Genomic DNA, 25,768 nt, shown 5'->3' on the forward strand with positions numbered 1-25,768 from the left:
GTTCATTCAGGCTCGGTCATTGGCGGAGAGGGCAGGATTCGAACCTGCGCAGGCATAACCCGACCACGAGCTGTTCGCTCAGGTCCCCGATAAGCCACTCCGGGCACCTCTCCGTGACCCGAGGCGGTTACCCGCCCCGTTCACACACACCATGCTGGCAGAGCACTCTGACGCAGCACTGACAAGCCACTGACCATGACAGGCTTCAGCCGGCCGGCATCGTGGGCTTGACCGGGTGCGCGCGGTCGGAGGCAAGCGTGCCGACTGTGCCCCAGTAGGACGTGTCCACCTCCCGTATGACCACTGTTACGGCTTCACGGGGACACCGAGCGGCCTTCGCGCAGCCGACGCCCTCGGCTGGCTGCCGGGCCTCGCGCCAGGCAGCCGGGCCCGAGTACGCGTTTTGAACAACGGGGACCACGTGGTGTGCGAGGTCGACGAAGCCAGACGCGGCAGCGGTTCCTTCACCGTGCACTTCCTTCAGGCGGCCAACACCGCCCTGCGAGAGCTGCTTCTGACCAGAGCTCCCCGCGACACCCTGCTCACCCCGGCCGGTACCTACGAGGTCTCCCTCGTCGCGACAGGCAACCCCTACGTCTTCGTGGACGCCGCTGACCTCGGCCTCACCACACGCGAAGCCCTCTTCGCCGCCGGGGACAAAACCCTTCCGCCAGATGCTCGAGATCCGCCGGGCAGCCATCGAACCCCTGGGCTGGTCCAAGGACAGCGTCTTCCCCAAGATCGCGGCCGTCGGCGCCTACCAGCCCGGCCGTCTGGCCACGCGCGCCATCTCCGTACCCAGCTGGCACCCCACGCTCGCCCTGACCGGTGCCACCTGTCTCGCCGCCGCGACGACGATTCCCGGAACCGTTCCGGCACGCCTGCTCGCGCGGGCCAACGGCTCGCCGCAGCGGGCGATCGCGCGCACCGGCCGGCCGTCCGAAACGGTGCTCGACGCTCTTCGCTCCTCCGGCACCCTCGGCGCTGCGGTACCCGCCGAGTTCGGAGGGCTCGACGGCGATGCCCGCCTCACCAACCGCCTCGTCGAAGAGGTGGCCGCTCTCGACCCCTCTGTGGCGATCATCCTCTTCCAGCACTACGCCGTCAGCGCGCACCACTGGTCGGCCTACGAGGGATGGACCTTCACCGGGCGCCCGGACCTCACCGTGCGCCGCGGGGAGGTCATCTGGGACGGTCGCGAGGCCGCGATCTTCGGCAGCCCCCAGGGCACATGGCTCGATGCCCGGGTCGGCCGGCCGACCGGCCTGGCGGTCACGCGCTGAACCGGCGTCCTCTCCCCTCCCCCGCCCCGCGCCGCCGGCACGGGGCTTCCCTCGAAGCGCGAAAGGACCCGCGTGCCCGTCGACGGCTCAGACTTCACCCAGGCCCTGGCTCAGGTTCCCGGCCCGGTCACCATCGTCACCACACTCGACGGACAAGGAGCGCCATGGGGGTTCACCGCCAGCTCCTTCTGCTCCCTGTCGTTGTCCCCGCCCCTGATCCTGGTCTGCCTCGCGAAATCGTGGTCTGCCGGGCCTGCCGGATGCCACCGTCCGGCTTGCCTGTGACACCCACGCCGTGCTGGACGGCGGTGACCACAGCATCCTCATCGGCCGCGTGGAGGCCCTCGCCACCGAGAAGCAGACCTCGCTGATCTACTACAGGCGACAGTTCGCCAGCCCTCGACCGACCGTCCTCGAGGAGGCAGGGTGAGCTCCCCGAACCCCGGTCGACAGCCCCATCTCCGCGCAGTCACACCTACGCGCCCCCGAACCTCCTGGTATTTCGTCAGGCAGCCGAGCCGACGAGGTCTTCGGCCCGATCCACCGCATCGCGCGAGTCCTGGACAAGACAGTTGCCCAGATCCTCCACCGCTACGACTTCAGCTGCTCGGACGCCGCCGTCCTCAACGTCCTGCGTCGCGGCAAGCCCCCCTATGCGATGGCACCCAAACAGATCGCTGAAAGGCTGGCACTCACGTCAGGTGCCCTGACCCCCAGGATCGACCGGCTGGAAGAAGCCGGACTGATACGTCGCCTCCCCGTACTCACCGATCGTCGCCGCACCCGAGGTCCGGCTCACCGACGCCGGACGATCACGAACGGATGAGATCTCCGCCCAGGTCGGCGCCCTGCAGTCCTCCCTCCTGTCGACACTCCCCGACACTGCGGTAGAGCCATTGATCGACGCGCTCAGCACTCTCGACAAGGCGATACCGGCAACACGCTCAGGCCGGCTCCACAGGCCCCCTCCGGAAACCCTTGCTAACCGCAGCGGGGCGGCGTGCCCGGATTGGGCACGCCGCCCGTCGGCTGGCTGCGCTCGTACCGCCGCGGTGCTGGGCGGAAAGGCTCGCCAGCGTGCCAACGCCATTGGCTGTCCCGCTGTTTGTTGGTCAGCAGTCAGCAGTACGTCAGTGCTCTGTCAGGGAGGTCTGCCAACATGGTGTGTGTGAACGGGGCGGGTAACCGCCCCGGATCACGGAGAGGTGCCCGGAGTGGCTTATCGGGGACCTGAGCGAACAGCTCGTGGTCGGGTTATGCCTGCGCAGGTTCGAATCCTGCCCTCTCCGCCAACGGTCGGCCCCAAGCGAAGACGGCAGGGCACCTGCAGAGCGGGTGTGCGAGTGCGTATCGCAGCTCGCAGTGGACCTTCACGCGGCACCGGTGACACCGTGGCGATCGACGGCCTCGGACTGTCCGGGTGCTGGACGGCGACGACCAGCCGCAGCCGCCAAACCCGGGGCCGGACAAGCACGTCGAGCCACCCACGCCGGTCAAGCCGACGCCGCTGCCGCAGCGTCCGATTCGTAGACCGGCTCGGTCCCCTGCTCACGGAAGTCAACCGTGTCGGCCCGGACGAAGCGCACTCCTGGAACGCGACCACAGCGATCCGCAGCACGCTGGTGGTGCGTGGGGAAGCTCTCAACGGTCGGCGAGGGGGCGGGCGAGGGCGCCGTCACCCCTGCTGATGTCCAGGGCGAGCCGCCCGCCTCCCGGCCCCGTGTGGCGGTCGCGGACGGCGGTCTCGGAGTCGATGAGCTGACGGTACCGGCGCCCGGCGGCCCAGGGGTCTTCCCAGTAGGCAGTCGGATTCTCGATCATCAAGCCGGTTCTCCTTCAACGTGCGGCGGCCTGGGGGCGGGCGGGGCGACGGGGACGTGGTGCAGGGCCAGGTGCTGGAGGCCCCGGCGAGGAGGGCGGCGAGGGGCCGGGGGCCGTAGGTGATCCACTGGCCGATGGCCGGCATGCGCCCCTGCATGCCGGACTCGCACACAGCCTGTCGGATGCTGCGCTGGGTGGAGCCCTGCACGGTGGGGCACGCAAGCTGAACGAACAGACCTGCGTCGATGGCGGCCTACCCGGCGAAGCCGTCCGGACTCCGCTGTCCGCTGTCCGCCGCGGATCACGAGGGAGCTGCCCGGAAGGGCGAAGGTTTCGTTCTGGAGCCGATTCTGGAGTTCATCGGTGGGCATGGCTGTCGCGGGCACCTTCATGCCGTGACGCGGCGTGGGCGCAACCCCTTCAGCGCTCTTGGATCCGCGCGCGCATAGAGCGCGGGTAAGGGCCGACGGGCAGGTCGGACAGGAGGCGCCGGTGGCACGCGTCAAGGTTCCACCGAATCGCCGGTTGCCGTGGCGAGATCGCCTGCGATCGGCGGGTTCACCCTCGCCGAAGGGACGTATTGACGATAGCTCAGAAATCCCGTCGGGAAAATTCCGGCGACACCGCGGTGATGGCCGTACGAGCCGCCGGACCGGTCTCGGAGCGAGACCGACGAGCGAATGTGAAGCACACCACACACCATCAGTTGGCTTGCGGATCAAGCGTTCGCATAGATTTAAGGTGTTGGGTCATCACCCGCTTTGCGCACAGCAGGTCGCGATAATTCGGTCAACTATTGAACAAGATGATTCGGGTGAACCCTCAACTATGTTTGTTGATACGCGGAGTCAATGAGGCAGATCGAACTCACCTAGGCTGAACTCGCCGAGGCGATCGGCCTCGTGACGCACGGCCCCGGCCCTGAGACGGGAAACCTGCCGGGTATCCCGAGCGCTAAGTAATCGCCCTTTCCACTCCCCTCCGATTTCCCGTTCCCGGCCCGGAAGGTGCCTCTTGTTCGCCCTGATCGTCGATGCGCGACTCGCCGCCAAACTCAGCGACCTTCCCTTGGTCGGCGACCGCATCTCCCCTGACCACGACCTCGGCATCACCGGCGTCAAAGCCGTCATCGCCTCCGACGCCCTCACAGCCGATCAGGTGAAAGCACTCAACGAACAGATTTCCCGTCTGGACGGCACCCACCCGAGGTTTCCCGAGGAAACCCGCGGGCGTGCTCTGTTGGCCCTGGACTACGAGTGGGGAGGCGAAAAGCGCACCCCTTTGATGTTCCGCCTCGCCGCCGCGAAGCCCGCCAAGGACAACGAGAGTGAAGCCCCCGCGCCTGAGCTCCGCAACTCCACGCCGATTGCGGGAACGTGGGCGGCATCGGCGGCAGCTCCCCCGGCCGCAGCCGAAGACCCGGCCGCAGCCGAAGACCCGGCGGTTCCGGCCGCCGCGTGGGTCACCCTGGACCGTTCCTTCGGTCCGCTGTACTTGCGGCGCCTGGGCGCCAGCTACCAGGACGAGAAGATCTGGGTTCTCTGCGACGCCACGGTGCACGCCGGCCCCTTGGAGCTCGGCGTGGACGGGCTGGGGCTGGGCATTCCCCTGAACGGCAAGGACTTCACGCCCTCCGGCCGGCTCGACGGGCTGAGCCTGTCCTTTCGCAAGCCACCGCTGGAGATATCCGGCGCGTTTCTGAACAGGCCGGTCGCCGCCGACTCACCCTACGACCGGCTGATCGAGGGCAGCGCCCTGATCAAGACTCCGAGCGCCGGCTTCGGGGCGATCGGTGCCTATGGACACCTGAAGAGCGGAGCCCAGTCGCTGTTCCTGTACGCGGAGTTGGGCGCCGCTTTCGGAGGCCCGCCCGCTTTCAGGGTCACCGCGGTGAAGGCGGGTTTCGGTTACAACAGCAGCCTCCGCGTCCCCGCCATCGACCAGGTCGCCGGGTTCCCCCTGCTGCGCGGGCTCGCCGGTGCAGGTGAGGGCACGCCTCCCGAGCCCCTGGACGTGCTCAAGGAGCTGACCGAGGGCACCGACGGCGCTGCCGCCTGGGTCACCCCGCGCGAGGGCAGCACCTGGCTGGCCCTCGGCCTGAACGCGGACGTCTTCGAGATCGTCCATTGCAAGGCCCTGGCGTTCGCCGAGTTCGGCCCGGACGACCTGGTGGTGGGGCTGCTCGGCTCGGCCAAGGCCCAGTTCCCCGACCCGGAGAAGAAGCTGGGCGAGCCGTACGCCGGCGTCGAACTGGACATCTCCGCGGTCTACCGGCGCTCCGCCGACATGCTCGCCGTCGACGCCCGTCTCGCCTCGGACAGCTTCCTGCTCGACCGGTCCGTGCACCTGACCGGCGGGGCGGCGCTGCGCCTGTGGTTCGGCGGCAGCGAGCAGCCCGGCGACTTCGTCTTCACCATCGGCGGCTACCACCCGCGCTACGCCCCGCCCGCCCACTACCCGAAGGCGGACCCGGTCGGCGTCGACTGGACCTCCGGCTCCGAGCTGACGGTGAAGGGCACCAGCTACTTCGCGCTGACCCCCTCCGCCGTCATGGCCGGAGGCCGCCTGGACCTGCGGTACGACAGCTCGTGGGCCAAGGCGCGGATCGACGTCGGCTTCGACGCCCTGGTCGAGTGGGCGCCGTTCCACTACGAGGTGGACGTGTGGGCGGAGATCACCGCCCAGGTGTGGCTGCTGTTCGGCTGGAGCGGCGAGGCGTCGCTGGGCGCGCGACTGTCGGTGTGGGGCCCGTCGTTCGGCGGCACCGCACACGTGAAGGTGCTCGGTATCTCCATCCCGATCGACTTCGGCGAGCCCAAGGCCGGTCCGCCGCCCATCGGCTGGGAACAGTTCCGCACGCTGCTGCCGCGGCACCCGCTGACGCTCACGCCCGTCGAGGGGCTCCACCCCGACCACGCCACCGCGGCACGGCAGGCCGAACCGGACGGCGGCGGCTCCGGCGCGTGGACCGCCACCGCCGACGGCTTCGCCTTCACCGTCGCCAGCGCGTTCCCCGCCTCCGCGCTGAAGGTCAACGGCGTGGACGAGACGGGGGGCAGCCCCGCCGAGGCTGGGGACAGCCCCGCCAAGGTGCATATCCGTCCGATGGCCAAGACCGACCTCGACGTCACGCTCTCGGTCACGGTCGAGGAGGAGACCGACGACGGCCACTGGCGACAACTGCCCGCCGACCAGTGGCGGGACTGGATCGTCACCACGCAGCGCGCGCCGCGGCCGACCGCGCTGTGGGGCGCGGGGAAGGCCGACGACGCGCTCGGCGCGGACCCCTTCGTCCACGGCCTCGTCAGCGGGGCACGCATCGCCGTACCCGCGCCGCGTCTGCCCGAGGCTGCCGCGTCCAGCCGGAGCGGCCGCCTCGACCACACCCCGCTGGCCGAGGGAACCCTGCCGCTCGACCCGGGCGCGGCCCCCGTCGGGGTCCGCGGGGAGCGGGAGGAGACCGCAGGCACCGGCGCGCTGCTGGTCGACACGCCCGAGCAGACCGCGCTGCGGAAGGGCGCGCTCGCCGCCCTGGCCGCCGCCGGTTACCGGCTCGACGCCGCCCCGGAGCTCGACCGCTACGCCCGCGAAGCGGCCTTCTCCTCCCCGCCCCTGCGACTCGTCCACTCGTGAGGACCTCATGACCACGCACCCGACCGAGCAGTCCGCGCCGGCGGACGACACCCCCGTCGCCTTCTACGACCACCTGCTGCCCGGCATCGAGGCCGGCCGCTACCGGATCACCGTCGACCAGCGGCTTCCCGCCGAGCAGTTGCCGGGTGCCCGGCTCGACCCGGTGGAACAGATCGTCGACGTACGGGCCGCGCAGTTCCGTCTCGACCCCTCGTGGGTGCACGCCGTGTATCCGGCCGCGCACAGCCAGGGCCCCTTCCACGGCCTGCTCCCGCACATCACGCTCAACCCGACGGCCCTGCCATGGGAGCGCGAGCCCTTCACCGGCGGCGTCCAGAACCCCGCCCGGGCCCCCTGGCCTGCGCTGCTGCTGTTCGGTGAGGGCGAGCTGCCCGGCGACCCCAACGCCCTGGGCACCACCACCTCGCTGACCGTACGCGCACTCCTCGACGGCGACGCCGCGGTGTCCGGGCCCGCCCTGGACCGGGACGCCGTCGGCGCAGCCCAGCTCGACACCTCCTGTCAGGTCGTCGACGTACCGGGGGAACTGCTGGCACAGTTGCTCCCGCAGCCGTCCGACCTCGCCTTCCTCGCCCACGTCCGCACGGGCGGCGAGGACGCCGCGCCCGTCGAAGGCGGGGTCAGCCGGCCGGGCCAGGACGCGCACGCGGTCATCACCACCGCTCGTTTCCCCGGGGCGGGCCGGGGCCGGTACGTGGCCCACCTGGTCTCGCTGGAGGGCCACGCGCCGCCCGGGCCGCAGGCCGACAGCAAGCCCGTGCGCCTGGTGTCCCTGCACAGCTGGACGTTCACCTCGTGCCCCGAATCCGGCGACGGCTTCGGCCGGCTGGCCGGACGCTTCGTGCCGGGGAACGGCGAGCACAGCGCCGCCCCGCTGCGCCCTGCCCCTGCCGCGAACAGCGGGCTACCGGAGGAACTGGGCACCCTGCTGGAGCAGGGCATGGTCCCGATGACCCACATCACCGAGTCCGGCGAACGCGCCCTCGCGTGGTACAGCGGCCCGTTCCTGCCCCGCGTCGCGCCCGGGCTTCCCCGGCCGGCGGACGGCCACTTCCCCGACGCCGACGGTCTGCTGCTCCACGAGCCGCACACCGGCACCTTCGCCACCGGCTACGCCTGCGCCTGGAACGTGGGCCGCGCCCTGGCCCTGGCCGACCCCGGCTTCGCCACGACCCTGGTCCGCCTGCGCCACCAGGGCCGACTGCGCCGGGCGACCGACCGCCAGTACGCGACGTACCGCCGGCAGCTCTTCCTCAGCGCGCCGTCCGCGGGGCCGGTCCCCCGCACGGCCGCCCGCGCTGTCGCCCCGACGCCGCGCGAGCAGTTCGAGGAGCTGCTGCGCGGCGACGCCCTCGACGCGCTGGCCTCGACCCTCGGTATCCCCGAGGACGACGAGCCCCGCCCCCGGACCGTACGCGCCGCTCCCACCGCGTACCGCCTCGACGCACCGAAGCGCTCCTCCGCCCCGCGGTCGGCGTCGCCGGACGCACGGGAGGCGGCGGCATGGCTGGCCAAGCTGCGCACGCTCAGTGGGGTGCCGTTCGACTGCCTCGTGCCGGACCAGCGGATGCTCCCGCCCGAGAGCCTGCGCCTGTTCCACGTCGACCGCGGCTGGCTCGACGCCCTGCTCGACGGCGCGCGCAGCCTGGACCGGCACCCTGGCGCCGATGCCACGACCGATGCCGAACTGGACGACCTGCTCGACGGCCAGGGGCCCGTGCCCGCCGCCGGCCTGCTGCTGCGCTCGGCCCTCGTCCCGGGCTGGCCGACGCTGCGCGTCGAGGCCCGCGCCGCGTCCGGGACCACGCCGGTCGAGGTGATCCGTCGCGAGGCCCTGGGCGCCGACGTCCTGCTGATGCTCTTCGACCGCGTGCCCGACCGCCTGACGATCAGCGAACCTCACCAGGGGCTGCACTTCGGCGTCGACCACGAGGGGAACGTGGCCCTGCGCAGCCTGGCACCCGGCGAGGTCGGCCGGCCGCTGGGACGCTCGGTGCCCGTGGGCGCCGACCCGGCCCTGACCGTCACCACCCCCGTCGGGGCGCGGGTACTGGACGTCGGCAGGCTCGCGGCCCGTCTCGCCGAGGACGTCAAGCCCGGCTCCCCGCTCTCCCCCGCCGAGTTCGCCGTGCAACTGGTGCGCGCCCCCGAGCAGCTGACCCTCACCTTCGAAGGAACCACCCGATGAACACCGACCTCCTGGTCCCCGTCAGGCTCCGGGCCCTGGTCGTCAACGACCAGGTGCGCGCAAGGGACTCCTTCCTCCGCTGGCTGCCCAACTACCACCTGCTGGGCGTCCACCGCTCGCCGGAGCCGTCGCCCTACGCGAGCACGGACACGGCGTTCTCCCAGGAGGCGGGCAACGACGGCGTGCACCTGCACTGGGAGCTTCCGGCGGCGCTGCGCCGGGCGACCACGCCGGGTGGCGAGGTCACGCTGCCGCCCGCGCCGAACCGCTGGCTGGTCGTCCGGCACGCCCATACGGCCGCGGGTGAGTACACCGCCGCCGCGTGGGTCGTCGAGAGCGACTTCCTGGACAAGCGCACGGGCACCGTTCCCTATCTGCGCCCCGGCCGGGGCCATGTCACCCCGACCCGGATCGGCCGCCACACCGAGGCCGCGCGGTGGACGGAATCCGCGGCGGACCGGCCCACCTTCCTGACCGCGACCGGCCCGGGGACCCTGACCTTCGCCGCGTTCCAGCCGCACTGCCAGGACGTCTTCTCCTTCCACGACCCCCTGGCGCGGCTGCCCCGGCAGTTCGACCGTCTGGGCTACCAGGTCATCGGCTGGCACGCGGCGGGCTCCGACGACCCGCTCGCCGACCCGCGGGTGCGCGAGGCCCTCGAAGGCTCCCTGGGCTGGCAGGCGGACGGCACCCCGCCCCCGGGCACCCGTACCGTCTACACCGGCCGCGTCCACAGTGTGTCGCCCCAGTACGACCCCTCGGGCGAGCAGCGGCCCGACCCGACGGTGGCCGTCGCCGACAGCGCCCGCTCCGCGCTCACCGCCCTGACCGCCGGCAAGGCAGCCACCGACCCGACCCTCACCCTCGCGCCCGCGCTGCTCGACCAGCTCCAGAGCAACACCCTCGCCCGGGCTGACGAGCCGGACAACGCCCACCACCTCGCCGACATCCTGCTCGGCGCCGGCTTCGGCGAGGGCACGGCCTCGTACGCCTGGCACGCGGTACCGCCCAGCACCGCGGAGAAGCCCGTCTCCCCCGAGGACGAGCGCCGGGCCCGGTCCGTCGAGGCCGCCCTGAACGCCGCGCAGCACGCCTACGACCGGGCGGAGCGCGAGCTGGCCGGGCTGCGCCGGAGGCTGTACGGCATGTGGCGCCTCCAGGGCCTGCCCGTACTGCCGCGCGGCTACCACCACCAGCAGCTGACGCAGGAGCTCGACCCGGCGCGCGAGGGCAGCCTCGCGGCGCGCGTACGCACCGACCGGCAGGCGGTCGACCGCCTCCGGGCCGCCCTCCCCGGCGGAGAGACACCCGCTCTACTGGCGGAATCGGTTCGCCAGTATGCCCAGGGACACGGCCTGCCCACCGGCTGGGACCTCAAGCGCGTGGCCCCGGCCCCCTTCCACCGGGCCCTGGACCCCGCCGTCGTCCTGCAGGGCGCCGGCTCCATGCCCGTCTCGGACGACACGACGCTGCGCTGCCGGTTCGGCGACCAGACCGTGACGGCCGTACAACTCACCGGCAACTCAGTCGAGTTCGCCGCCGACCGGGCCGATCTCGCGTGCAACACGCTCGACCTCGGCACCGGCGAGCACACGGCCATGCCGGACTCCACCCGCGCCCTGCTGCGCGAGGCGTTCCTGCTCGACCCGAACAGCCGGGCGGACGCGGGCGCGGTGGCGATTCCGCGCTCCGGCATCGCCCCGGCCTTCGGGAACGAGCCCTGGGAGCAGCCGTGGCACCCTCTCCATCTGCTCTGGGAGATCGAGTACCACCCCCTCCCCCACGACCAGTGGGAGTTCGACGGCAACCGCTTCTCCTGCCCGCAACCCCGCCCCGAGGCCGCGCGCACCTACACCGGCCGGACGTTGCTCAGCGACCATCTGCCGAGAAGCCTGGCCGACCAGCTCCGGCAGTACGCACCCGACGATCCCGGACTCGCCCCGCACTGCGACGCATTGGCGGAGCGGGTGGCTCGTGGGGACGTGCTGTCCAGCTCGCTGGCGGGGCTGCGCGACATGCTCATCGGCCAGGACCCCGGCCAGGGCGTCCCGCCTCTGGGCGCGCCGCCGGAGCTGGCGGAGCTGATCGGTGACGCCTACCGCACCAGCCCCGACCCGGGCCCCCTGCCCGTGCCCTTCGAAGGCTGGCCGGACTCCGGCTTCCAGCAACTGCGCGCAGGCCAGTTCCGCTTCCTCAGGCTGACCCTGGTGGACTCCTTCGGGCGCGCCCTGGACGTCATCACCCCGGCGGGCACCGGCGGGGCGAGCGGTCTGCGGCACCCGGTGGTGGCCGACGCGCTGCGCCCGCAGCACGTCCCCGCGGCCCTGGCGACGACCCCGGAGCACGTCGTCCAGCTGCCGCCGCGCCTGCCGCAGTCCGCGCGTCTCGGGCTGGACCTCATGGACGCCGCCCGCGACACACACCAGGCCACCCACCTCAACGACGGGAATCCGCTCGCCGGATGGGTCGTCCCCAACCTGGTCGACGGCTCGCTCACGGCCTACGCGCCCGACGGCACCGCCCTCGGCCTGCTGCGCTGGGCGTACCGCATCGGCCGGCCGTCCCGGGAAGCGGTGTGGACGCCGCTGCCCGGTGCCGCTCCCGCCGACCTCGACGCGCTGCGCACCGCATTTCCCCACCTGCACGCGCTCGTCACCTGGTTCCAGGGCACCGGAACGGACGGCAGCCCGCTGCCGGCCGCGATGGATCTCCTGGAGACCTCCCTGGTGGACATCGTGCCCACCGCGGGCGCCGCCACGGCCGCGCTGGCCGGGCGTCCGCTGGCCCTCGTCCGCTGCCGCCTCCACCTGGACCTGGACGGACCACCGCCCACCGACCCCGGCTGGCAGCACATCTTCGACCACGAGCCGCCGCGGCCGGAGTTCACCGGCTACACATGGCCGGTGCGCCTGGGCGAGCGGCTGCGCATGGGCGACGGCCTGGTGGGCTACTTCGCCGACACCGACCCCGACGTGCTGCGCACCGTGGTCGCACCTGCCGACGCTCATCCGCGCATCGCCGCCATCGGCGACGGAACCCACCTGCGCGTCACGGCCGGAGCGGCCCAGCACCTGACCCTGCTCGTCGACCCCCACGCCCCCGTGCACGCCACCACCAACCTGCTGCCCACCACGGCACTGGAGATCCCCCACCGTTTCACCGACGGACCGCTGAACCGCATGCGCACCGTCCTGCGCACCGGGCCGCTGCTCACCTCGGCGGCGGCTTTCGCGGAGGGCACCGTCGCGCTGCCGGTGCGCACCGTCGACGACCAGACGTGGACCTGGGCCGAGCGCGCCGTCGACGGCGCCTGGGCGCACTTCGCCACCTCGGCCGCGAGCACCACTCCGCGCTGGAACGACCGGGCGCCGGTGCTCCGCTCCGGTCTGCTCACCTCCGGCAGCCCGCTCCCGTCGGCCGACGTCGCCACGCCCGAGTAGCCGCCACGTCCGAGTAACTCCCGCAAGCACCCAAGGAAACTCCACCATGAACGCGACCTCCGGCGGCACCAGCCGCCTGACCTACGGCCTGGCCACCGTCCCGGCTCCCCTGGCCACCGACCGTCCGGCCCACATCGACATCGTCGTGTCCAACTCGGGCACCGAGGCCGTCCTGTGCAAGCAGATCCTCGTCGAGATCCCCACCGGCGACCTCGCCCAGGACCTCGTACCCGCTGGTCACCGCGTCCTCCCCACCGTCGAACCGGGCGACCAGTGGACCACCGACGAGATCGAAAGCGGCGTCCTCCTCACCCTGCCCCAGGACGAGATGGCGGCCTTCACCGCCGGCGGCACGCCGCTCACCGTCCGGCCCGCCAGCGGCGAGTCCGTCTCCCTCACCACGCACGGACTCCTCCTGCGTCTGAAGGACTTCAAGGCCAACGGTCTCGCGGGCACCGCCCTGCTGCGCGTCCGGGAAACCGTCAGCGTCGACAACGGCCAGACCTGGGAGACCAATCAGGTGATCCTCCCGCTCGCCAAGTACCCCCCGGCCGAGGCCCTCACGGCCGACGTGGTCGGCGACCTCGTCCTCCGCGAGGCCGATGCCAACGGCAACCCCGGTTCCACCCCGGTCACTCTGCTCGCGCCGGGCCAGAAGGCCGTCCTCACCTGGACGGCACCGTCCGACGCCGACTGCGACATCTACTTCGACGGCCGACACGCCGGGCCCCTCAACGGCCAGGACAAGTGGCGGTTCCCTGTCACCGGCCTCACCCGCGACACCCACTTCCACGTGCGGGTGACGCTGAAGCGATCCGGCGACACGATCACGCACCACCTCTCGACGGCCGTCGCCGTCGCGGAGCCCGTCTTCGAGCGACTGACCGTGACGGGCGACCTCACCGTCGGCAAGGACATGAACGTCACCGGCGCCGTCGAGGCGACCGGCGACATCACGACGGACGCGCGGTTCCTGGACCCCCAGGGCACGCCGCTGCGGGGGAAGCTGGCATGACCGGCAACATCACCATCGGCGGACGCCTCAAGGTCACCGGAGACATCACGGCCGGCGGCCACCTGAGAATCCACAACCCGGAGGCGGGCAGCCGGGACTTCGTCTACGACGGCACGGACGCGACGCGGACGTTCACCGTCCCCGCCCGCGTCACCATCCTGTCGCTGCGTCTCCAGGGCGCCGGGGGCTGGGACGCCGACGGGGTGAGCGGGGGCAAGGGCGCCGATATCCAGGCCCTGCTCCACGTCACCCCGGGGGATGTCATCCGCGTCCGCGTCGCCCGTGACGGGGCCACGGCGGCCTCCGCGCAGGTCTTCCACCACGACACGCTGATCGCGGGCGCGGGCAGCGGGGGCGACGCGGGCGCGGCAGGCGGCCGGGGTGGCGACGGGAAGACCGGTGACAACGGAGCCAAGGGCACGAACGCCGGCTTCGCCCATGGCGGTGCCGGCGGCGCCGGAGGGAACGGGGGCGGTGGTGGCACCGGTGGAGACGCCGGACTCGTCACCGTCGCCGGCGCTCCCGTCGCCGACGGCCGGCCGGGCGGCCCGGGGTCGGAGGGAGACGACGGCAAGACCGGCTCCGGCGGCGGCAACGGCTGGCAGTGGGGTGCGTACAACCCCGGCATCGGCGGCGACGGAGGAGGCGGGGGAACGACCTCCGGCGTCGGCAAAGGCGGTACCGGCGATTCCGACGCCGGTAACGGAGGTGACGGAAGCGGTCAGCGGGGCGGTACCGGGGGATCCGGGTCGGGGAGCGGAATCAACGCCGGCGGTGCCGGCAGCTCGGGCGGCGACGGCGGTTCCGGGGGCCGGGGAGGCCGGGCCGGTGCCAACGGCAGTACGCGTTCCCGGGGAGCCAACGGAGACGCGGGGCGGTCCGGTTTCGGTGGAGGCGGTGGTGGCGGCGGGAGCTGGGGTGGTGGCGCGATCTGGTTCTCCGGCGGCGGTGCCGGAGGGGGTGGTGGCGGCGGCGCCGGAGGCCAGGGAGGCCACGGCGGTACCGGCGGCGACAGCTACTTCGACGCGCGCAAGGCCACGCTCGTCTCCGCCGACGTGAACAACACCGGCGCCGCGAAGGTCACCATCGCGTGGGGAAACCATGTGTTCCCCGCGTGAAGTCGAAAGCACAGAGAAGGCGGGATTCGGCAATGCCATTGTCCGTTGAGGAAATCGCCGAGAGGGCACGGAACGGGATCCTGCGGCTCACGGCCGAGGAGTTCACCGACCCCGCGGTCCGTGGCGCGTTCTCCGCTTACCTCGGCTCTCCCGAGCTGAATTTCTCGGATGCGGAATTCATAGCGGAGAGCATGACGGTCCGGGGGCGCTGCGTCGTGCCCGCCCTCGGGGCGGAGCCGTGCCCGGCCGTGGCGGAGTTCCTGGCCGACGCCTCGGGCAGGACGGTCGTGGGGTTCGTCCTGGTCGTGGACGCCCCGAAGTGGCGGCTGTCCGAGCCCTTTCCCGCGCACGACCTGAGCCCGCTTCAGGCCCTGGGGGCACAGTCGCCCGTCGTGGTGCTCGACGCCACTCCCCCTACGGGCAAGACGGCGAACCCTACTGGCGAGACGGCGGAGCGGGAGCGGACGCCCGTCGTCGCGGGTGCCCGGTGGGAGCTGCCCGGGCTCGACGAGCCGGTGCTGTTCCTCGCCTCCGAGCACGAGGGCACGTTCACGGTGTCCGCCCGCTTCCCCGACGGGCTCACCCTGCCGTCCCTGCGGTACGTCGCGGACCTGCCGGGCTGCACGGGCGCGGACGCCGTCACCGACCACTTCCCCGCGGAGTGGCAGGGGCTCCTCGCCTCGGCACTTCCCGCGCTCCACGAAGTCACCGTCTCGTACACCCCCGGGGACGGGCGGGTGACCGGAGAACTCGACGTCGGCCTGGCAGACGAATGGCCGCTGCTGGCGGGCGTGACGCTCAGTCACGTCCGTGCGCGGATCGCCCTGGACTCCGCCGCCCGGCAGAACGGCTGGGGAGGGCTGTCGGTCGAGCTGAGCGCGCACCTGTCCGTGGGCGGACTGGAGAGTGCCGTCACGGTCGACCTGCCCGCCTTGACGGCGCACGGCGAACTCGCCGACGGCAGCGGTCTCTTTGAGCACGCCGCCCCCGACCTCGGCAAGAACGGCCTGGGACGGCTCTCCTTCCTGTGCGACCTCCGGGAAGGCGCCTTCGTCGTCGCGGGAGAGCTCCTGAGCCCCCTGGAGATCGCGGGCGTACGGATCGAGGAGCAGACGGTCCTGGTGTCCGGCGGCGGGGACCGGGAGCTCGAGGTCGCCCTGGCGGGCACGCTCGTCGTGGGCGGGACCCGGATCGGGGTGAAGGCCGCCAGGAGCGCCCAAGGCTGGGGGCTCACCGTGGAGGCGGACCGCATCGCCTTCCGCGACATCAGCGCCTGGACCGAGCAGGCCATGGGCAGCGGCCTGCCCGCCTCGCTGGCGGAGCTGACGTTGCGGGAGCTGTGCTTCGAGGTCGTCCCCACGCCCTCCGGCCGGCTGTTCGCGGCGGCCGGATCCGCCGAGTTCCCGCTGCCCGCAGGACTGCGGGCCCGCGCCCATCTCACGGCGCGGATCAGCACCGGGGACGGCCCGTCCGACGTCGAGGCCACCGGCTCCCTCCTCCTCGGCGGCCCGGAGTCGTCGCTGATGGAGCTGGACCTCGTGGCGGACAAGGATCCCGACGCGACGAGCTGGACCGCGACCTGGGCCGCCCAGGAAGGCATCACGCTCGGGGAGGCACTCGCACCGCTGCTGCCCGCGACGTGCTCGCCGACGGCGGGGCTGCCGAACCTGCTGCCCGCCGTCGAGAAGATCTCGCTGCGGTACACCGCGCCGACGACGGCCGGCGCCGCCGCCTCCCTGGTCCTGACCACCGACACCCGTCAGCAGGCGCGAGCCGTGCTGGTCGTCACGGACTGAGTCGTCATGGGCTGAAGTCCCTGCGGATTGAAGTTCCGCCGCGGGCTGAAGTCCTCACGGATTGAAGTCCCGCGCGGACTCGCCGAAAGCCCCGAAGCTCAGTAAGCCCCCGAAAGGAAACACCCCCTTCATGCGTCGCCTCACAGGGCTCGACCCTGCCCGTCTGACACCACCGCAGCCGGTCCGGGCGGCCGCGGAGTCGCCCATCGAGATCGCCTGGCTCGGTGGCAAGCCCCTCCCCCTCACCGTGATACGGCCCGGCATCGCCGTGTGCCCCGACCCGGACGTGCTCGACATACGTGACGACACCTCCAACCCCGAGCCCGGCCTCGAGCTGGACGCCGAGGACTACGCAGCGGAGATCGACTTCCTGCTCCGGCGGATCGAGTCCTCCGAGGCGGGCAGGCGCCTCGTCGAGTTCCTGGGCCACGCCAGGCCGCTGCCCGACCCGGACGGCACCTACGGCGGGCCGGAGGACTGGGACGAGGGCATCAGCACACGGGTCCTGTGCCGCCACAACGGCTCCCGGAAGAGCGGCCGGACGCCGAAGCAGCGGGACCTCGCGGGGATCAACGTCATCATCACTCAGGCCACGGACGGCAAGCCCGCCCAGTGGTCGCTGAACTCCAGGCTCAAGGGACCGCTCTACAACGGCCGGGGCGTGTACTCCGTCGTGTCCTTCCACCCCCGGGTGCTGCTGCTCTCCGACGACGTCGCCACGGCCCCCGAGGTGACCCTCGCGCACGAGCTGATCCACGCCGCACACGCCCTGGCCGGGACCATGGACGACACGGGTCACGACGACAACGAACGCGCCAGGGTCGTGCAGGCCGCGCTGGCCGAGACCGAGCGGCTGTTCCGCGAGAGGTACGGCAACGGCTCCGCGGTCAGCCTCAAGGACCCGGGCGCGGTGATCGTACGCGACACCGGCAGGCCCGAGACGTGCCAGGAGCGCGAGACGTTCTACAAGGCGACGCTCAGCGAGCTGTCCCTGCGCTACCTCAACCCGCTCCCGGTCGCGGAGACGGAGCAGGGGCTGGTCGTGCTGCGCGGCATGAACTGGGAGGAGATCCGCACCCACGGCAGCGACGTGGCCCTGGAGTGGATCGACGGCGTGGTGGAGCGGCACAAGGGCCGGCGGATCTCGCCCTCCTCGGCCGAAGTACGAGCGGAGCGGGTGGCCTTCGACCACCACGCCCGCGCGGTCGTGCGCGCCGGCCGGCGGGACGCCGACGGCCTCGCCGCCCTGCGCGACGCCGCCGCCACCTGGCAGCAGCGCACGCGCGTGCGCGGGGTCACCGAGGTCGCCATCGCCCGCGACCTGGGGTTCCGGCACCGCATCGCGTACGTCGCGCTGACGAGGGAGGAGCACGTGCACCACTTGGCCGTGCCCCGCAAACGGATCCCCCACCACCTCTTCGCCGGCGCGAGCAGCTTCGTGTACAGGCGCGACGTCTCCTCCTTGAACGCGCTGGCAACGTTCCTGAGCACCGTCGACCAGGCCGCCGCGTTCCAGGTGTGGGACCACCGGGACAAGATCGGCGCCGCCCGCCTGGAGCAGGGCTACCTGGTCGAGCAGCGCGCGTGCCATCGCAGCCCGGGGAATCCGGTCGAGACCTCCCGGCCCCAGTGGACGAGCTCCGACAGCCTGCCCGAGGAGCAGCGGAAGCAGGCCGGGGTGATCGTCAACCGGGCGCGGCCCAGAACACCGGCCACCGGCAGGACGCCCTGGGAGCCGATCACCGACGTGTACGCGGGACAGGCGGTCGGCAGTCCCCGCCCCGTCAAGGACGGCGTGGGCTTCGTCGCCATGGTCCCGGCCAAGGTCGACGACCACGGGAAGCTGCTCACCCTGGCACGTCGCTACCGCGACGAGGCCACCGCGACCCGGCAGGGGTGCGGGCTCGTCATCGGGCTCAACGAGGGCTACCCGTACGGTGAAAGCGATGCCGAACGCGCGAAACGCGTCGCCCGGCAGCGGCGGATCATCGACGACTTCACCAAGGCCTGGCGGCAGGAGAAAGTCGATTTCCCGGTCGCCGTCCTTTCCTTCCTCTGGTGCGCGCCCAAGGGCAAGGCGGCTCTCGGCGATCAGAAGACCATCCCCTACGGCGCCATACGGCAGACCATCGCCGGGAGCGAGCGGGCGCAGGCGTTCGTGAAGGCGCTGTACGCCGTCGGCGGCGAGGGATGCGAGCGGGTCTACTTCCACACCGGTGACGCCGATGTGATCTCGCTCAGGACTCCGGAGGGCAGGCCGTTGTTCGACGCGGCGGCGGCCCGGCTGGAGAAGGAAAACTGGCCCGACCTGTTCAGCGGGGGCTACCGCCTCCCCGAGGGTGACGATCCGCGTGTGGACATCGCCACCGCGATGGACCGGGACGTCCGCGTCGCGATGGCGAAGGCCGACCCCAGGACCGTCTATTTCCCGGAGCCCAACACGTTCATCAAGCTCCTGGACGGCCTCACCCGCCTGGAGGACGGCGTCACCTTCGGCACGGGTGACCAGGAAGGAGATGCCCTGGCGAAGTCTCTCGGGACGGCCCGCGGCGAGGACAAGGACAACAAGGTGAGGGTGTTCGCCCCCGACTGCTCCGTCGTCACCGACGGCGAAAGGCTCGTCAAGGCCATCCTGAACACGCCCGGAACAGGCCCCGTCCGCGACCGCGTCGTCGCGCTCCGCCAGTCCTACACGCAGAGCCATGCCCGCCGTGAGGAGTGGCGCAAGCGTGTTCTCGACTTCTACCAAGTGGAGGCTGCTGTGGCGCTGGGCCTGTCGAAACTCGTCTTCGACGTTCCGGACGACACCAAGCTGGCAGAACTCGCCGGAATGGAGACGGAGTCGTTCAAGCAGTACCTCACCAAGGACAGAGGGGTGGAGCTCTTGAAGAGCATCAAGGATCAGAACCTCGGTGCCCCTCTCCGGGCCCAGCCCTTGCTCGGCGCAATCATCAACGGCACCCACCAGGCCCTGCTGCGCAACTACGTCGACGCGTATCGTCGGCTCCCACACTGAGCGTTGCGGCGGCGTCCGGCCAGCGGGCGACCCGGTCCAAGTGGTGGTCGACTTGCGGCGGCTCGGAACCGAAGCATTCCGCTTCCGCTGAGAGGCCGGACGTGCGCCGTCCATAGCGGTCAACTGTCTCGCGCCCTCAATCGGGGCTACGACGCTCGAAGTCTGGAGGCAGCAATCATGCTCAAGCGCCGAAAGGCCCGCGCGAAGACCATCGCGTTGTGCGTCTGCTATCCGTGTTGGTCCTCGGTGCAGAGGCATCGACCGCGTCCGCCACGGGCGGCGCTCGAGCCGGGCTACTGACCGGCAGTCTGGGCCGGCGCTCCAGACGACAGCGGACGTGCCGGCCCGGAAATCTGCTGGCCGGCCCTCTGGGGCCCGCCTACGGTTGGTGCCATGACCAGCCTTCCCTTCCCTATCTCCGGTGTGTGCGTCCGCGTGAAAAAGAATGTGGGTGCCTGCGGGCCCTACGCACACATTGTCGCGGACTTCGAACCACCCGGTGCGGGCGCGGAGAAGCTGGAGCTCCTCACCACCCTGCCTTCCAGCAAGCTGCCCCCTGAGTTCTTGCCGGCGCTTCGCGAGGGTCTGCTGGAAGGCCTGGACGGAATCGCCGCCAGCGTTTTGATCACGGACGGCACTTGCCATCCAGTGGACTCCTCCGAACTCGGATACCGCATCGCCGGTGAACAAGCGGGCCGAGCCGCACGCATCGGCGCCGGGCTGCTGCCGAAGGAAGCCGCCGAGGGGCTGCGCTGGGCGACCTGGCCCGGTATGCCACGACCCAAGCCCAAGGCAGGGGAACGCCCGCAGATGTAGCGGTGACGCCAGTAGTGTTGGAAGACGGCGTCCGTGTCACACGTCTCACGGCCGTCAAGGCGCGCCACATGCGTCCGGCCCGTCACGGGAAGCAGCAGATCGACAAAAGGACGCCTTGGTCCGAAACCTCATGCCGCCAAGGCATGATGCGCACCGCCGCCATACCTCCCGTGAACCAGGCCATTGGCTGCTGCCAGTACCGGCGGCAGGGCTGCAAACTCTGGATCCAGGGCGAAGGCCTAGGCTGACCGGATGCCGACTGTCCCTTCCTTCGACGCCGCGCGTGATGCGGACACCTCGCCACGTCCCGTTCCTCCCAGTGTGACGCGCCAGGCCCTGTTGGTGCCGGTCACCACTGTCCTGGGAGTGCTCGTCGCCGGGTACGCGCTGATGGTGGAGGGGCATCGCATGGACCAGTCCGTACCCTGCAAAGCCGTCCGGGCGCCCGTTGCGCTGACCGAGTATGTCGCGGCGTGGGCCGGTCTTGCCCTCGGCGTGACAGCCGTTGCGGCATGCGTCCTGGCAGCGTTCACCATTCGCCGACGCTGTGCGACAGGCTTGTGGGCGACGAAACCGGGCCTGCTCGCGTACGTGAGCGTGTGGCTCAACATCGCGGCCATCCCGTTCGAGCTGCTGGTCCTCCTGATGGCCCACCGACCTGCCGGTGTCTGGGGCGGCGGCGACTGCGGCTAGATTCCCGCAGGCGCAGCGCCCCCCCACGTTGCGAGCACTTGCGATCGTCCCGGACAAGGAATCGGCACGCTTGGGTCGCCGGGCCTGATTGCCAGGTACATGCGCTGCCCACCCTTGCGGTCTTGGCGAACGGCTGCCAACCGCTGCCACGCCGGCCTGTCCATCGCGTGCGCAAGCCACCATGGAAGCGGCCGTCCTCCAAGACGCCGTCAGGGCCAAGCGCCGAAGTCTGAGATCGCACGACGATATCGCCCGGCTCACCCCGGGACCGATAGCGAGAGGGCAACCTTGGAGCCGAGACCGATCGGGTGCCGCTCGTCGCCCAGGCATATACCAACAGCGGCGTCGTGCGCCCGACCGCAACCGAGACGGCCCGGAGAAGGAAGCAGTTACCACCATGAGCAACCCGCTGTCGTGCCCGGAGTTCTTCCAGCACCCCTACCCTTTCTACGACGAACTGCGCTCGGCAGCCCCTGTCAAACAGGTGACCACCGGGTCCGGAGGCAGGGCCAGCTACCTCGTGACCGGCTACGCCGAAGCGAAGGCGGCTTTCACCGAGCCGGGACTGTCCAAGGACACCGCCCGGTTCTTCGCCGACCGTCCCTCCGGCCGCAACCTCCACCCCGCGGTCGCCCACACCATGCTCGCCACCGACCCGCCCGAGCACACCCGGCTGCGCCGCCTGGTGACCAAAGCCTTCACCACCGGCGCCGTCACCCGCTTGCGCCCGTACATCCGGCACACAGCCGACCACCTCCTCGACGGCCTCCCGGAAGACGGGGAAGCCGACCTTGTCGCCGGTCTCGCCGTGCCACTGCCGGTCACGGTGATCTGCCAGCTGCTCGGCGTCCCCGAGGCCGACCGAGCCCAGGTGCGCGTCTGGTCGAACGACCTCTTCGCAGCCGGACAGCCCCAGCGGATCGATGAAGCCTCCCACGCCATCGCCGGCTACATGACCGACCTCATCGAGGCCAAGCGCCGGTCCCCGGACGACAGCCTCCTGGACCACCTGATCGCCGTCCGGGACGAAGGCGAAAAGCTCAGCGAGGACGAGCTCGTATCCCTTGCCATCCTCCTGCTCGTCGCCGGCCACGAGACCACCACGAACTTCATCGGCAACTCCATCCTGGCGCTCCTCCAGCACCCGGGACTCCTCGATCGCGTACGAACTGAACCCGGCGAACTCAGCACCCTGCTGGACGAGCTGTTGCGCTACGACTCGCCGGTCGGCATCGCAGCCTTCCGCTACAGCACCCGAGCGATCACTCTCGGCGGGACCGAGATCCCCGCCGGCGTGCCCGTGCTCATCTCGCCGGGAGCGGCCAACCGGGACCCCGCTCAATACCCGGCTCCCGATCGCCCTGACGCCGACCGTGACGCCAGGGGCCATCTGGCCTTCGGCCATGGAATCCACCGTTGCCTGGGCGCGTCTCTCGCCCTGGCCGAGGCGGAGATCGCCCTCGGTGGACTCCTGGCCCGGTTCCCAGGACTCCGCCTCGCGGTGGCACCCGAAGAACTTCGGTGGCGGCGAACGCGACTCATGCGGGGACTGGAATCCCTGCCGGTGCTCACGCGCTAGGGGATGCTCGTAAGCGGCCGAACGCCGCCTACCGCTCGCCGTCCGAGCCCGGCTTGTCCACCCTTCCGGTGTGCGTGTGCGTCGGCGGTGGTGGAGACGTGGCCTGCTTGGAGCTGAGCCGAGGAGAGACCGGGCATTTTCGGACGCCCGGTTTCGGGCACGTCATTCGTAGGGCAGTCCGTCGCGGGCTCGGTTACGCGCCCAGAGCACGACGCGGATGTCCGACCAGTGGCCGGAGGGCTCCTGTCGGCTGCACACGAGCTGATGGGCGAGCCGGCATTCGTTGCTTGGCGGGTCGATCCCTTGACCGTTGAGGACGAGACCGTCCGGCGTGGAGAACCATCGGCGACCGGCAGGGACGACGTCGGTTGGCCAAGGATCGGGGTCGAGGAGGAGCCAACGTCCGTCTGTGGTTTGGCGGAGGTCTTGCGTGTGGCCGCAGTCGGTGCAGTCGGGTGTGGCCGGCGGGCAGGCCGTGATGCCCTCCTCGAATGCCTGGAGTTCGTCGACGTACCCGTCGGATGGATTGTCGTTTGGCCCCATTCCCTGCAGATTGCCGGGCTGTGGCGCCCTTGGTGAGTGGCCCGGTCAGCCGTTTGCGTCGGTGGCGAGGTTTCGGGTGGGCCCGTGGACGGCTTGGGAGTCGATGAGCTGCTCAGTCGCGTGCAGAGTTGGCGGCTGGTATCGCGGTCTTGTGCGAGGGCTCCCGGCCGCAGGCGACGGCAGCGAACTGCCCCAGGAGTACGGGAGGCGCTTGGTCACGCCTCCTGGGCGGGCCCGGCACGTGGGGGCGTGAGGTGTGGGCGCTTGGCGGTGCGGCCGTCGCCCGAGGAGCGACCGCGCAGGCAACTGCGTGCCGGGCATGGCAGGGCCTCTGTTTCGGCGAGTCGGCGCGGGAAGGGTGGGTTCCGGAGCATCACGTCCGTGATGCGGCGCGCTCCCCATCGCGCGTCGCTTGCGCGCGCCGTTCGAGGATGCGGAGCGCGGTCTCGCCCCACTGGATGTTCTCCTTCTCGAAGGCCATGCCGCGCAGCAGCGTCAGGTACGGCCCGACACGCTCGGCCCGCGCGCAGTGCTCGTCCTCCGTGCGCCCCTTCAGGAGACGTTCCTTGAGTCGTTCGTAGCGGGCGAGCTTGGCCGCGGCCCACTCCATGCGCTCGGTGATCGCCGCCCGTACGGCCTCGATGTCGCCCACGTCCGCGCACTGCACCTTGACCAGGAGCTCGTCGCGGATCGTCGTCGGCTTGCCCGGCGGTTCGGCGACATAGGCGCGCACAGCCTCCATTCCGGCCTCGGTGAGCGAGAAGAGCCGCTTGTTCGGCCGGCGCTCCTGCTCGACGACCCGGGCGGAGATGAGCCCCTCGCTCTCCATGCGTTCGAGCTCCCGGTAGAGCTGCTGAGGGGCGGCCATCCAGAAGTTCGCGACGGAGGCGTCGAAGCCCTTGGCCAGGTCGTAGCCGGACGCCTCGCCTTCGAGGAGGGCGGCCATCACCGCGTTGCGCAATGCCATGAGAGCAACGTATCGCATCGTTGACTATTCATCGATGTGAGTATTCGGCCGTTGTTCGCCGTCTCGCCCGCAGGGGTGGACAACCGGCGCGGCGCGCCGCCATAGTCTCCGACGCACCTACTCAATAAATTGACTAGAGGTGAAGCTGTGCACCCGTTCCGCAAGGCCGTCGAGAACCGCGACGAGGCCGCCATCGAAGCCCTCCTCGCCGAGAACGTCCTCTTCACCAGCCCTGTCGTCTTCAAGCCGTACGCGGGCAAAGCGATCACCGCGGCGATCCTGCGCGGAGTGATGCGGGTCTTCGAGGACTTCGTCTACGTGCGGGAGATCGCGAACCCCGACGGCCGCGACCACGCCCTCGTCTTCACCGCGACCGTCGACGGCAAGCGGATCCAAGGCTGCGACTTCCTCCACTTCGACGAGGAGGGGAAGATCGACGACTTCACCGTCATGGTCCGCCCGCTGTCCGCCGCCAAGGCGCTCGCCGAGGCCATGGGCGCCCAGTTCGACCGGATCGCCCACGAGGCCGGGCAGGCCGCGGGGGCCACCGGGTCCGGAGAGGAGGCCCGGTCGTGAGCGACGTCGACGCCGTCGTCATCGGGGCCGGTAACGCCGGCCTCACCGCCGCCGCCACCCTCCAGCGCGCCGGGGTCCGCACCCTGCTCGTCGAACGGCACAACGTGCCGGGCGTGGACCTTCGTCCGGCTTGGGAGCCGGGGCCGATTGTCAGTGGTGGGTGAGACGGTAGGACCATCGAGTCGGAACGAGGGGGAGCCGTCATGGCCGGAAACCAGAACTACATCAATCACGTTGCTCTTGTGCTGGATGCCAGTTCGTCGATGTCGCACCTGAGCCGCAAGGTCGTCGAAGTCGCCGACCAGCAGATCGCCTACCTTGCCCGCCGGTCGAGGGAGCTGGACCAGGAAACCCGCGTCACGGTGTACGTCTTCGCCGACAAGGTGGAGTGCGTCATCTACGACAAGGACGTGCTGCGGATGCCGTCGCTCAAGGAGCTGTACCGGGTCGGTGGAATGACGGCTCTGCTGGCCGCCGCGCTGAAGTCACAGCGGGAGCTGGCGCAGACGGCGCAGTTGTACGGCGACCACAGCTTCCTGACGTTCGTGCTCACCGACGGGCAGGAGAACGCGAGTCATCACTGCCCGGACGCCCCTGCCAGGGATCCGCGTGAGCTGGCCGAGGCCGTGGCCAAGATGATCGAGACGCAGGAGGACAACTGGACGCTGGCCGTCCTGGTGCCGGACCAGATGGGCAGGCGCGAGGCCATGCGGTGCGGTTTCCCGAAGGACAACATCGCCATCTGGGACGCCACGAGCACGCAGGGCCTGGAGGAGGCCGGGCAGGTCATCCAGCAGGCCACCGAGAAATTCATGGTGGGTCGTACCCGGGGCATCCGGGGATCGCGGGCGGTGTTCTCCACGGGCGCGGAGGCGGTCAACAAGGACACCATCGAGGCGGCCGGCCTCACCCCCGTGGATCCGTCGGGGTACCAGCTGATTCCGGTGGCCCGTGACGCGGCGATTCGGGAGTGGGTCATCGAATCCGGGCACACCTACCGTACCGGTGGTGCGTTCTACCAGCTGAGCAAGTCGGAGAAGATCCAGGCGCGGAAGCAGATCGCGGTGCTGGAGAAGACGACGGACCGGGTGTACACGGGGCCCGAGGCCCGGGCCCTGCTCGGCCTGCCCGACATGGAAGTCCGCGTCAAGCCCGACCACAACGACGACTTCACCATCTTCGTGCAGAGCACCAGCGTGAACCGCAAGCTCGTATCCAACACGCGGCTGCTGCTGATGCTCTGACGCCTCGGGGAACCCTGGC

At 70.9% G+C, this 25,768-nt stretch carries 20 protein-coding genes and 2 pseudogenes; 18 read left to right on the plus strand and 4 right to left on the minus strand.

Annotation, left to right across the window (positions count from 1 at the left end; all coding sequences use genetic code 11):
• Positions 1–20: 20 nt before the first annotated feature.
• Positions 21–113 (minus strand): annotated as a pseudogene (locus IE096_RS29345).
• Positions 114–674: 561 nt separating this feature from the next.
• Here IE096_RS29345 and IE096_RS29355 point away from each other — a divergent pair.
• From IE096_RS29355 to IE096_RS29375, 5 genes and pseudogenes are all read left to right on the plus strand, one after another.
• Positions 675–1,283 (plus strand): acyl-CoA dehydrogenase family protein, encoded by a 609-nt coding sequence (locus tag IE096_RS29355; protein WP_189456835.1) that lies wholly within the window; start codon positions 675–677, stop codon positions 1,281–1,283.
• Positions 1,284–1,355: 72 nt separating this feature from the next.
• Positions 1,356–1,568 (plus strand): flavin reductase family protein, encoded by a 213-nt coding sequence (locus tag IE096_RS29360; RefSeq protein WP_189456837.1) that lies wholly within the window; start codon positions 1,356–1,358, stop codon positions 1,566–1,568.
• Positions 1,537–1,713 (plus strand): flavin reductase family protein, encoded by a 177-nt coding sequence (locus tag IE096_RS29365; protein ID WP_229820704.1) that lies wholly within the window; start codon positions 1,537–1,539, stop codon positions 1,711–1,713. Before IE096_RS29360 ends, IE096_RS29365 begins: the two co-directional genes overlap by 32 nt.
• A 150-nt stretch (positions 1,714–1,863) precedes the next feature.
• The gene (locus IE096_RS32215; RefSeq protein ID WP_373298223.1) at positions 1,864–2,109 is read left to right on the plus strand and encodes a MarR family transcriptional regulator; all 246 of its coding nucleotides are present in this window, start codon (positions 1,864–1,866) and stop codon (positions 2,107–2,109) included.
• 373 nt (positions 2,110–2,482) lie between these two features.
• A pseudogene (locus IE096_RS29375) lies at positions 2,483–2,575 on the plus strand.
• A gap of 349 nt (positions 2,576–2,924) precedes the next feature.
• Here the strand turns inward: IE096_RS29375 and IE096_RS29380 are convergent.
• On the minus strand, positions 2,925–3,104 hold the full coding sequence (locus tag IE096_RS29380; RefSeq protein ID WP_189456838.1) for a hypothetical protein: 180 nt from the start codon (positions 3,102–3,104) through the stop codon (positions 2,925–2,927).
• A 1,014-nt stretch (positions 3,105–4,118) separates the two neighbouring features.
• Between IE096_RS29380 and IE096_RS29385 the strand changes: the two genes are divergently transcribed.
• The 10 genes from IE096_RS29385 (at position 4,119) to IE096_RS29430 (ending at position 22,419) form a co-directional block, all read left to right on the plus strand.
• Complete coding sequence (locus IE096_RS29385; RefSeq protein WP_189456861.1) at positions 4,119–6,737, plus strand: DUF6603 domain-containing protein; 2,619 nt, start codon at positions 4,119–4,121, stop codon at positions 6,735–6,737.
• 7 nt (positions 6,738–6,744) lie between these two features.
• Positions 6,745–8,946: a hypothetical protein gene (locus IE096_RS29390; RefSeq protein WP_189456863.1), complete on the plus strand. Its 2,202-nt coding sequence runs from the start codon at positions 6,745–6,747 to the stop codon at positions 8,944–8,946.
• Positions 8,943–12,386: a hypothetical protein gene (locus tag IE096_RS29395; RefSeq protein ID WP_189456865.1), complete on the plus strand. Its 3,444-nt coding sequence runs from the start codon at positions 8,943–8,945 to the stop codon at positions 12,384–12,386. Before IE096_RS29390 ends, IE096_RS29395 begins: the two co-directional genes overlap by 4 nt.
• Positions 12,387–12,432: 46 nt before the next feature.
• Complete coding sequence (locus IE096_RS29400; RefSeq protein ID WP_189456867.1) at positions 12,433–13,401, plus strand: hypothetical protein; 969 nt, start codon at positions 12,433–12,435, stop codon at positions 13,399–13,401.
• Positions 13,398–14,519: a hypothetical protein gene (locus IE096_RS29405; protein WP_189456869.1), complete on the plus strand. Its 1,122-nt coding sequence runs from the start codon at positions 13,398–13,400 to the stop codon at positions 14,517–14,519. The genes IE096_RS29400 and IE096_RS29405 overlap by 4 nt, the downstream gene beginning before the upstream one ends.
• 32 nt (positions 14,520–14,551) lie before the next feature.
• The gene (locus IE096_RS29410; RefSeq protein ID WP_189456871.1) at positions 14,552–16,315 is read left to right on the plus strand and encodes a hypothetical protein; all 1,764 of its coding nucleotides are present in this window, start codon (positions 14,552–14,554) and stop codon (positions 16,313–16,315) included.
• Between the two features lie 130 nt (positions 16,316–16,445).
• Complete coding sequence (locus IE096_RS29415; protein WP_189456873.1) at positions 16,446–19,331, plus strand: M91 family zinc metallopeptidase; 2,886 nt, start codon at positions 16,446–16,448, stop codon at positions 19,329–19,331.
• 393 nt (positions 19,332–19,724) lie between these two features.
• On the plus strand, positions 19,725–20,147 hold the full coding sequence (locus IE096_RS29420; protein WP_189456875.1) for a hypothetical protein: 423 nt from the start codon (positions 19,725–19,727) through the stop codon (positions 20,145–20,147).
• A gap of 252 nt (positions 20,148–20,399) precedes the next feature.
• Positions 20,400–20,840: a hypothetical protein gene (locus tag IE096_RS29425; RefSeq protein ID WP_189456877.1), complete on the plus strand. Its 441-nt coding sequence runs from the start codon at positions 20,400–20,402 to the stop codon at positions 20,838–20,840.
• A 397-nt stretch (positions 20,841–21,237) separates the two neighbouring features.
• Positions 21,238–22,419 carry a cytochrome P450 family protein gene (locus IE096_RS29430; protein ID WP_189456879.1) on the plus strand — a complete coding sequence of 394 codons (1,182 nt, stop codon included), beginning with the start codon at positions 21,238–21,240 and terminating at the stop codon, positions 22,417–22,419.
• 162 nt (positions 22,420–22,581) lie between these two features.
• Here the strand turns inward: IE096_RS29430 and IE096_RS32220 are convergent, their stop codons facing one another.
• Both IE096_RS32220 and IE096_RS29435 read right to left on the minus strand, forming a co-directional pair.
• Positions 22,582–22,962, minus strand: coding sequence for a DUF6083 domain-containing protein (locus IE096_RS32220; protein ID WP_373298222.1), 381 nt, complete (start codon positions 22,960–22,962; stop codon positions 22,582–22,584).
• A 373-nt stretch (positions 22,963–23,335) separates the two neighbouring features.
• The gene (locus IE096_RS29435) at positions 23,336–23,929 is read right to left on the minus strand and encodes a PadR family transcriptional regulator (RefSeq protein ID WP_189456881.1); all 594 of its coding nucleotides are present in this window, start codon (positions 23,927–23,929) and stop codon (positions 23,336–23,338) included.
• 147 nt (positions 23,930–24,076) lie between these two features.
• Between IE096_RS29435 and IE096_RS29440 the strand changes: the two genes are divergently transcribed.
• Genes IE096_RS29440 through IE096_RS29450 form a run of 3 tightly spaced genes read left to right on the plus strand, consistent with a single transcriptional unit; the run spans position 24,077 to position 25,749 of the window.
• Positions 24,077–24,505, plus strand: a complete 429-nt coding sequence (locus IE096_RS29440; RefSeq protein WP_189456883.1) for a nuclear transport factor 2 family protein — start codon at positions 24,077–24,079, stop codon at positions 24,503–24,505.
• Positions 24,502–24,669, plus strand: a complete 168-nt coding sequence (locus IE096_RS29445; RefSeq protein WP_229820697.1) for an FAD-dependent oxidoreductase — start codon at positions 24,502–24,504, stop codon at positions 24,667–24,669. Before IE096_RS29440 ends, IE096_RS29445 begins: the two co-directional genes overlap by 4 nt.
• 39 nt (positions 24,670–24,708) lie before the next feature.
• The gene (locus IE096_RS29450) at positions 24,709–25,749 is read left to right on the plus strand and encodes a vWA domain-containing protein (protein WP_189456890.1); all 1,041 of its coding nucleotides are present in this window, start codon (positions 24,709–24,711) and stop codon (positions 25,747–25,749) included.
• The last annotated feature ends 19 nt before the right edge of the window (positions 25,750–25,768 follow it).

The organism is Streptomyces abikoensis, assembly GCF_014648775.1.
Lineage (GTDB): Bacteria > Actinomycetota > Actinomycetes > Streptomycetales > Streptomycetaceae > Streptomyces > Streptomyces abikoensis.

Bases quoted from the DNA above. Each gene is read 5' to 3' on its own strand.
- IE096_RS32220 (WP_373298222.1), bottom strand. From the start codon at position 22,962: ATGGGGCCAAACGACAATCCATCCGACGGGTACGTCGACGAACTCCAG.
- IE096_RS29395 (WP_189456865.1), top strand. From the start codon at position 8,943: ATGAACACCGACCTCCTGGTCCCCGTCAGGCTCCGGGCCCTGGTCGTC.
- IE096_RS29425 (WP_189456877.1), top strand. From the start codon at position 20,400: ATGCCGACTGTCCCTTCCTTCGACGCCGCGCGTGATGCGGACACCTCG.
- IE096_RS29420 (WP_189456875.1), top strand. From the start codon at position 19,725: ATGACCAGCCTTCCCTTCCCTATCTCCGGTGTGTGCGTCCGCGTGAAA.
- IE096_RS29405 (WP_189456869.1), top strand. From the start codon at position 13,398: ATGACCGGCAACATCACCATCGGCGGACGCCTCAAGGTCACCGGAGAC.
- IE096_RS29430 (WP_189456879.1), top strand. From the start codon at position 21,238: ATGAGCAACCCGCTGTCGTGCCCGGAGTTCTTCCAGCACCCCTACCCT.
- IE096_RS29390 (WP_189456863.1), top strand. From the start codon at position 6,745: ATGACCACGCACCCGACCGAGCAGTCCGCGCCGGCGGACGACACCCCC.
- IE096_RS29435 (WP_189456881.1), bottom strand. From the start codon at position 23,929: ATGGCATTGCGCAACGCGGTGATGGCCGCCCTCCTCGAAGGCGAGGCG.
- IE096_RS29410 (WP_189456871.1), top strand. From the start codon at position 14,552: ATGCCATTGTCCGTTGAGGAAATCGCCGAGAGGGCACGGAACGGGATC.
- IE096_RS29380 (WP_189456838.1), bottom strand. From the start codon at position 3,104: ATGATCGAGAATCCGACTGCCTACTGGGAAGACCCCTGGGCCGCCGGG.
- IE096_RS29355 (WP_189456835.1), top strand. From the start codon at position 675: ATGCTCGAGATCCGCCGGGCAGCCATCGAACCCCTGGGCTGGTCCAAG.
- IE096_RS29400 (WP_189456867.1), top strand. From the start codon at position 12,433: ATGAACGCGACCTCCGGCGGCACCAGCCGCCTGACCTACGGCCTGGCC.
- IE096_RS29450 (WP_189456890.1), top strand. From the start codon at position 24,709: ATGGCCGGAAACCAGAACTACATCAATCACGTTGCTCTTGTGCTGGAT.
- IE096_RS29415 (WP_189456873.1), top strand. From the start codon at position 16,446: ATGCGTCGCCTCACAGGGCTCGACCCTGCCCGTCTGACACCACCGCAG.